General features: G+C 71.5%; 8 protein-coding genes. 2 read left to right on the plus strand and 6 right to left on the minus strand.

The window, feature by feature from the left end:
* Together RMN98_RS18140 and RMN98_RS18145 are read right to left on the minus strand one after the other, a co-directional pair.
* On the minus strand, positions 1-285 hold a 285-nt coding region (locus tag RMN98_RS18140; protein WP_309650221.1), incomplete at its 3' end, for an iron-sulfur cluster assembly accessory protein.
* Between the two features lie 118 nt (positions 286-403).
* Positions 404-1489, minus strand: coding sequence for a glycerate kinase (locus tag RMN98_RS18145; RefSeq protein ID WP_309650222.1), 1086 nt, complete (start codon positions 1487-1489; stop codon positions 404-406).
* A gap of 49 nt (positions 1490-1538) precedes the next feature.
* Here RMN98_RS18145 and RMN98_RS18150 point away from each other — a divergent pair, with 49 nt between their 5' ends.
* Entirely contained in the window at positions 1539-2414 is an 876-nt protein-coding gene (locus RMN98_RS18150) for a GNAT family N-acetyltransferase (protein ID WP_309650223.1), read from the plus strand.
* Between the two features lie 30 nt (positions 2415-2444).
* Positions 2445-3629 (plus strand): quinolinate synthase NadA, encoded by a 1185-nt coding sequence (gene nadA, locus RMN98_RS18155; RefSeq protein WP_309650224.1) that lies wholly within the window; start codon positions 2445-2447, stop codon positions 3627-3629.
* A gap of 24 nt (positions 3630-3653) precedes the next feature.
* Here nadA and RMN98_RS18160 read toward each other — a convergent pair whose 3' ends face one another.
* The 4 genes from RMN98_RS18160 to RMN98_RS18175 form a co-directional block, all read right to left on the minus strand.
* The gene (locus tag RMN98_RS18160) at positions 3654-4850 is read right to left on the minus strand and encodes a GAF domain-containing sensor histidine kinase (RefSeq protein ID WP_309650227.1); all 1197 of its coding nucleotides are present in this window, start codon (positions 4848-4850) and stop codon (positions 3654-3656) included.
* Between the two features lie 65 nt (positions 4851-4915).
* Complete coding sequence (locus RMN98_RS18165; protein WP_309650225.1) at positions 4916-5491, minus strand: PspA-associated protein PspAB; 576 nt, start codon at positions 5489-5491, stop codon at positions 4916-4918.
* Positions 5491-6408 (minus strand): zinc metalloprotease HtpX, encoded by a 918-nt coding sequence (gene htpX, locus RMN98_RS18170; protein WP_309650226.1) that lies wholly within the window; start codon positions 6406-6408, stop codon positions 5491-5493. The genes RMN98_RS18165 and htpX overlap by 1 nt, the downstream gene beginning before the upstream one ends.
* 76 nt (positions 6409-6484) lie before the next feature.
* A partial coding sequence (locus tag RMN98_RS18175) for a PspA/IM30 family protein (protein ID WP_397210121.1) occupies positions 6485-6776 on the minus strand: 292 nt, incomplete at its 5' end.

Here is a 6776-nt window from a genome sequence, read left to right on the forward strand (position 1 = left end):
GTCGACGAAGTCGATCATCGCGCCGTTGAGGTAGGGCACGCTCATCCGGTCGACGACCACGTTGACCTCGTCGAAGGACGTGACGACGTCACCGTCGAGGGTGCGCTCGTCGAAGAAGAGCTGGTAGCGCAGGCCGCTGCAGCCGCCGGGCTGGACGGAGATCCGCAGCTGCAGGTCGTCGCGACCCTCCTGCTCGAGGAGGCTCTTCACCTTGCCGGCCGCGACCGAGCTCAGGTTGATCTGGTCGGTGCGGCGCTCTTCGGTGGTCTCGAGCTGCTCGGTCATGTGATGACTCCCAAGTCCGTGGTGCGGGTGTGTTACCTAGGTCAATGGTCGCACACCTGGGGATATTCCTCGCCCTCACCGAGGTGAGGCTGGCCTCATCCCGAGCCGGTTCCCCCGCTCAGTGCGACCAGGTGCGCGCCACCCGCGCCGCGAGGTCGGCCAACGAGCCGGCGGGGTCGGCGAAGGCGCGCTCCTCCCCCACGAGGTCGACCAGCGAGTAGGCCGACTCCACCCCGAGGGCGCGCATCTCGCGCGAGCCGACCAGGACCTGCCCGGCCAGCGCCACACAGGGCCGCAGGGCCTGCTCGGCGACCTGCGCGACGCCGTAGGGCACCTTGCCGGAGCGGCTGGAGAAGTCGAACGCACCCTCACCGGTGATGACGAGGTCGGCGCGCCGGGCTCGCTCGTGCAGGTCGACGGCGTCGACGACCAGATCGATCCCGGGAGTGCGGGTGGCGCCGAGCAGCATCAGGGCGAAGCCGAGCCCGCCGGCGGCTCCGGCCCCCTTCTCCAACGACGTACGACGGTCGGTGGCGGTCGCGAGCTCCTCCAGCCAGCCGTCGACCACCACCAGGCGCTCCTCGGCGAGACCCTTCTGCGGTCCGAACGTCTTGGTCGCCCCGAAGAGCCCGGTGAGCGGGATGTCGACGTCGGTCGCGGCGACCAGCTCCACGCCGGCACACCGCCGCCGAGCGGGCTCGAGGTCCACGCTCGTGATGCCGGGGAAGCCGATCGGTCCGCACCCCAGGGGCGTCTCGCTGACGGCTCCGAGCGCCTCGAGCAGCCCGGCCCCCCCGTCGTTGGTGCCGCTGCCACCGAGACCGACGACGATCCGCCCGACCCCCGTGCCGAGCGCGGCGATCAGCTGCTCCCCGACCCCGATCGTGGTGGCGAACTCGACGCCCTCGCCCTTGGTCAGGTGGAGCCCGCAAGCCTGCGCGGTCTCGACGTAGGCCGTGTCGCCGACCACGAGCACCGTCGCGGGGACCGGGGTCCCGAAGGGGCTCTCGACGGTGATCGCACTGAGCTCGCCCCCGAGGCTGGCGTGCAGGACGTCGACGAAGCCCGGACCACCGTCGGCCATGGGGGCCAGGTCGAGCTCGTCGTCGGGCGAGTGGCGGCGCCAGCCCGCGGCGATCGCGTCGGCCGCCTCGACGGCGGTCAACGTGCCCGCGAACTTGTCGGGCGCCACCAGGACTCGCATGCCGCCATCCTGTCCGACCCCACCGACTGCCCACACCTAGGGTCTTCCCATGAGCGAGGTGACGATCCGGCCGATGCTGCCCGACGACGTGCCCGCCGCCGAGCGCCTGAGCGCCGAGAGCTTCCTCGAGCTCGACCAGCGCACCACCCGCCGCGACCGGCCGGCCCCGCAGCTGCGCTCCCCGGCGCGGAGCGAGGCGTGGATCCTGCGCACACGCCACGTCCTCGAGACCGACCCCGGCGGCTGCTGGGTCGCCGACGACGAGGGCGGCATGATCGGGATGGCGACCTCTTTCGTGCGCGACAGGACCTGGTGCCTCGCGACGTACGCCGTGCGGCCGGGGCTGCAGGGCCTCGGCCGGGTGCTGCTCGACGCGGCGCTGCAGCACGGGCGGGGGTGCCTGCGCGGGATGCTCTCGTCGAGCGGCGACCCGAAGGCCGTGCGTCGCTACCGGCTGGCGGGCTTCTCGCTCCACCCGCAGATGCACCTCACCGGGACCGTGGACCGCTCGGCCATCCCGGTCGTCGACAAGGTGCGGGAGGGGACCGCAGGCGACACCGACCTGATGAACTCGATCGACCGTCAGGTGCGAGGCGCCGCCCACGGGGTCGACCACCCGCTGATGCAGCACCTGTGGCGACCGATCGTCTCCGACGCCACGACCGGCTCCGGCTACGCCTACCTCGCCCCGGACGGCAGCGTCCAGCTGCTGGCTGCGACCAATCGCACCGCAGCGGCCCGACTGCTGTGGGCCGCGATGGCCGACGGGGGGCCCGAGCAGACCGTGCACCACCTCACCGCCGCCAACGAGTGGGCGATCGACGTCGGACTGGCCGCGCGCCTCGAGCTCCACCAGGAGGGCTACCTCGGGCTGCGGGGAATGGCGCCCCCGTCGCCGTACGTTCACAACGGTGCCCTCCTCTGAGGGGTCCGCCGAGCGAACTAGGATCGTGACATGACGACCGTCGACCTGCCCCTCCTGCCGCTGGGCCGCGGCACCGACCTCGGCGCCGAGCGCGGCGTGGAGTGCCCCGGCGACCTGCCGGCCGCCTCGGACCCTGCCCTGGTCGAGCGCGCCCGCGCCGCCAAGGAGGCCCTGGGCGACAAGGTGTTCGTGCTGGGCCACCACTACCAGCGCGACGAGGTCATCCAGTTCGCCGACGTCACCGGCGACTCCTTCAAGCTGGCGCGCGACGCGGCCGGGCGGCCCGAGGCGGAGTACATCGTCTTCTGCGGCGTGCACTTCATGGCCGAGTCGGCCGACATCCTGACCGGGCCGCACCAGAAGGTCGTGCTGCCCGACCTGGCCGCCGGCTGCTCGATGGCCGACATGGCCGTCCTGACCCAGGTGGAGGACGCCTGGGACGCGCTCGCCGAGGCTGGCGTCCAGGACGCCGTCGTGCCGGTCACCTACATGAACTCCAGCGCCGACATCAAGGCGTTCTGCGGCCGCAACGGCGGCGTCGTGTGCACCTCCTCCAACGCCGAGGTGGCGCTCGAGTGGGCCTTCGACCAGAAGGCGCACCTCGAGGGCGGCGGCAAGATCCTCTTCTTCCCCGACCAGCACCTCGGCCGCAACACCGCCGTGCTCAAGATGGGCTACACCCTCGACGACTGCGTCGTCTGGGACCCCCAGAAGCCCCACGGCGGCCTCACCGTCGAGCAGCTGCGCGACGCCACCATGATCCTGTGGAAGGGGCACTGCTCGGTCCACGGCCGCTTCACGCCGCAGGTCGTCGACAAGCTGCGCGAGACGATCCCGGACATCCAGATCCTCGTGCACCCCGAGTGCACCCACGAGGTCGTGCTCAAGGCCGACCTGGTCGGGTCGACCGAGTTCATCATCAAGACCATCGAGGCGGCGCCCGCCGGCTCCACCTGGGCGATCGGCACCGAGCTCAACCTCGTGAAGCGGCTCGCCAACGCCCACCCCGACAAGAACATCGTGTTCCTCGAGAAGAACGTCTGCTACTGCTCCACGATGAACCGCATCGACCTTCCCCACCTGGTGTGGGCGCTGGAGTCGCTGGTCAACGGTGTCGTCGTCAACCAGATCGACGTCGACGACGACACCGAGCGCGACGCCCTCGTCGCGCTGCAGCGGATGCTCGACCTGCCCGGCAAGTCGCACCGCGACTGAGTCGGCCGGTCGCAGCCTGGCAATTCAGGCCGGGAGCTCGAACCACGCGACGGTCCCACCGCCGCGGGCGGCGTCCAGGCCGATGCGGCCGTGGTGCGCCTGGATGACCCGACGACAGGTCGCAAGACCGATGCCGAACCCCTCGACGGCCTCGGTCGCGCGGGCCAGGGGCTCGAAGACGCGCTGGCGCTCGGCCTCCGGGACCCCGGGGCCGTTGTCGGTGATCTCGACGCGCCACACGGCGCCGCGACGGCGCGAGCTGATCTCGATGCGCGGGGTGCGGTCGGTGGCGCGGAACTTGCCGGCGTTGCTGAGGAGGTTCTGGAGCACCGCCCGCAGCTGGACGGCGTCGCCCTTCACGGTCGGGAGGGTCTCGATGCTGGTCGAGACTCCCGTCAACGCCCCGCCGAGGTCGACGAGCACCTCGGTCAGCACGTCGCCGAGGTCGACGCTGCTGACGTTGAGCGTGCCGCCGAGCTTGGCGAAGCCGAGGACGTCGTCGATCAGGGTCGCCATGCGGTCCGAGCCGCTGAGCGCCCGCTCGATCAGCCACGCCGCGTCCTTGGTGTTGCCCTCGGCCCTGAGCTGTTCGCGGATCAGCTGCAGGGACATCGTCACACTGGTCAACGGCGTCTTGAGGTCGTGGCTCACCTGCCCGGCGAACGACGCCAGCCGGTCGTTGGAGACGCTCAGCTCGTCGCGCATCGCCTCCACCTCGGCCAGTGTGGTGGCCAGGACGCGGCTGCGCAGGGACAGCTCGAGGATGTCGACGACCCGCTCGGCGAGCGTCGCCAGCGCGGCCACCTGGCTCGCGTCCATGGTGCGCGGCTCGGTGTCGAAGACGCACAGGGTGCCGATGCTGACCCCGGCCGGGGTGATCAGCTTGTGGGAGGCGTAGAACCGCACGTTGCCGATCGCCCCGGTGACGAACGGGTTGTCACTGAAACGGTCGTCGAGGCTGGCGTCGGCCACCACGATGGGGGTGTCGGCGTCGAGCACGGCCGCGCACATCGAGTCCTCGCGGCGGCACACCGACGCGTCGAAGCCGACGGTCGCGACCTGGTGCTGGGCCACGTCGGTGATCAGGTTGATCGTCGCCATCGGCACGTCGCAGATGTTGGCGGCGAGCTCGACCACGGCGAGCAGGTCGCGGCGTGGTGGCCCGTCGAGCACGTCGTACGCGGCGATGTGGGAGGCGCGGCGCTGGTGGTCGGCGGTCATCGTCACGACCTGATTCTTGCACCTCCCTGTTGGCCCGCGCAGGCGTACGACGGCGTTGCCGGGGCTCAGAGCCCGGGCGCGCCCCACAGGGCCAACCAGCGCGACTTGTCCTTCTCGACGGGGATCTCGGCGGCGAGGGTCTCCCCGACCTGGAGCTCGAGGAGCGTGTCGCGCCTCTGCCCCGCGCCGGGGGCGAACGGATAGAACGAGGCCTGCTTGTAGAGGTAGACCAGCGCCACGCGACGACCCGCGGAGTCCTCGAACGGGACCGTCGAGCACAGCAGGGACGGCCCGAATCCCTCCAGCTCGAGCGTCGTGTTGACCGCGTGGAGGTCGGTGCACAGGCCGCCGGTGTCGTCGGGCTCGCGGTGCACGGTCAGCCAGGTGAAGCCGAACTCGTCACTGGTGAGGTCGACCCGGGGTGCGTCGGCGGCGCCGCGGATGAGCTCCAGGACGTCGGTCTGGGTGTCGGCGAACCCCGCACCCCGAGCCGCCCGGTAGCAGACCGAGCCGGTGCCGGTCGGCATCAGCCCGGCCGCCGTCTGCAGCGTGATGGCGGCGCTCGGCACCAGGAAGAGCGCGTCGAGGTCAGCCTGCTTGGGCCGGGACCGGCCGGTGATCGACTGCCAGAAGCCGGCCATCAGACCGTCGGCCGGCCCAGCTCGGCCTGGATCCGGGCGAGCTGTTCGAGCCGCTTCTCCAACGAGGGGTGGGTCGAGGAGAGGGTGCGCAGCGAGACGCCGCGGATCGCCGGGGCGATGCACAGCGCACTCGCCGCGCTGACCTGACGCAGGTCGCGCTCGGGGATGGTGTTCATCTCCCCGGTGATCTTCTGCAGGGCCGAGGCCAGGGCACCGGGGTTCATCGTGAGGTAGGCACCCGCGCGGTCGGCCGACATCTCGCGGTAGCGCGAGAGCAGGCGCAGGAGCACGAAGCTCACGGCGTAGACGACCAGGCTCACGACGAGCACCACGAGCCAGACGGGCAGCCCGTTGTTGTTGTCGCGACGACCGCCGAGGAGGCCGAGACCGCCGTACTGGGCGCCCTGGGTGAGCATGCCTGCGGCGATGCCGGCCGACGAGGCGACGGTCATCACCAGCACGTCGCGGTGGGCGACGTGGGAGAGCTCGTGGGCCAGCACGCCCTCGAGCTCCTCGGCCGTGAGCACCTGGAGGATCCCGGTGGTGACGCAGACGACGGCGCGGTCGGGCGAGCGCCCGGTCGCGAAGGCGTTGGGCACGTGGGTGTCTGCGATCCCGACGCGGGGCTTGGGCATGTCGGCCAGGGCGCAGAGCCGGTCGATCATGCCGTGCAGCTCGGGGGCCTGCTCGGGGGTGACCTCGCGGGCACCCATCGCCCGCATCGCGATCTTGTCGGAGCGCGACCACTGGTAGACCGCGATGCCGATGCCGGCCAGGCCGATGACGATCCCGAGGCCGCCGCCGACGGCAGACGCGAGGCCGACCACCAGGACGACGAACAGGCCACCGAGCAGGAACATCACGAGCGTCATGCGGGCAGTGAGCCCCTTGTCACCGACGAACCGAGAGCGAGCCATGGATCCAGTCTCCCCGGCCTTCCCAAGCGTTTGCTGAGCGGCTCCCGTCAGCGCGGTGAGGCCCGGCGGTCCGACGTCAGCGCGGCTGCTCGTCGTCGGCCTGCGGCTCGCCCGGCGCGATCGCCTCGGGGGCGGCGGGTGCCGAGAGCCCCTTGAGGCGGGCGAGCTCGGTCTCCACGTCGGCCTGCGAGCTCATGGCCTCGAGCTCGCGAGCGATGTCGTCGCCGGCGTTGACCGTCGAGGCATCGTCGAGGGCGCCGGAGGCGATGAGCTCGTCGATGGCGCCGGCGCGGGCCTGCATCTGGGCGGTCTTGTCCTCGGCGCGCTGGATCGCCTGGCCCACGTCGCCCATCTCGTCCCCGATGCCG

Source organism: Nocardioides sp. (assembly GCF_031397825.1).
Taxonomy (GTDB): domain Bacteria; phylum Actinomycetota; class Actinomycetes; order Propionibacteriales; family Nocardioidaceae; genus Nocardioides.

Bases quoted from the DNA above. Each gene is read 5' to 3' on its own strand.
- RMN98_RS18145 (WP_309650222.1), bottom strand. From the start codon at position 1,489: ATGCGAGTCCTGGTGGCGCCCGACAAGTTCGCGGGCACGTTGACCGCC.
- RMN98_RS18150 (WP_309650223.1), top strand. From the start codon at position 1,539: ATGAGCGAGGTGACGATCCGGCCGATGCTGCCCGACGACGTGCCCGCC.
- nadA (WP_309650224.1), top strand. From the start codon at position 2,445: ATGACGACCGTCGACCTGCCCCTCCTGCCGCTGGGCCGCGGCACCGAC.
- RMN98_RS18160 (WP_309650227.1), bottom strand. From the start codon at position 4,850: ATGACCGCCGACCACCAGCGCCGCGCCTCCCACATCGCCGCGTACGAC.
- RMN98_RS18165 (WP_309650225.1), bottom strand. From the start codon at position 5,491: ATGGCCGGCTTCTGGCAGTCGATCACCGGCCGGTCCCGGCCCAAGCAG.
- htpX (WP_309650226.1), bottom strand. From the start codon at position 6,408: ATGGCTCGCTCTCGGTTCGTCGGTGACAAGGGGCTCACTGCCCGCATG.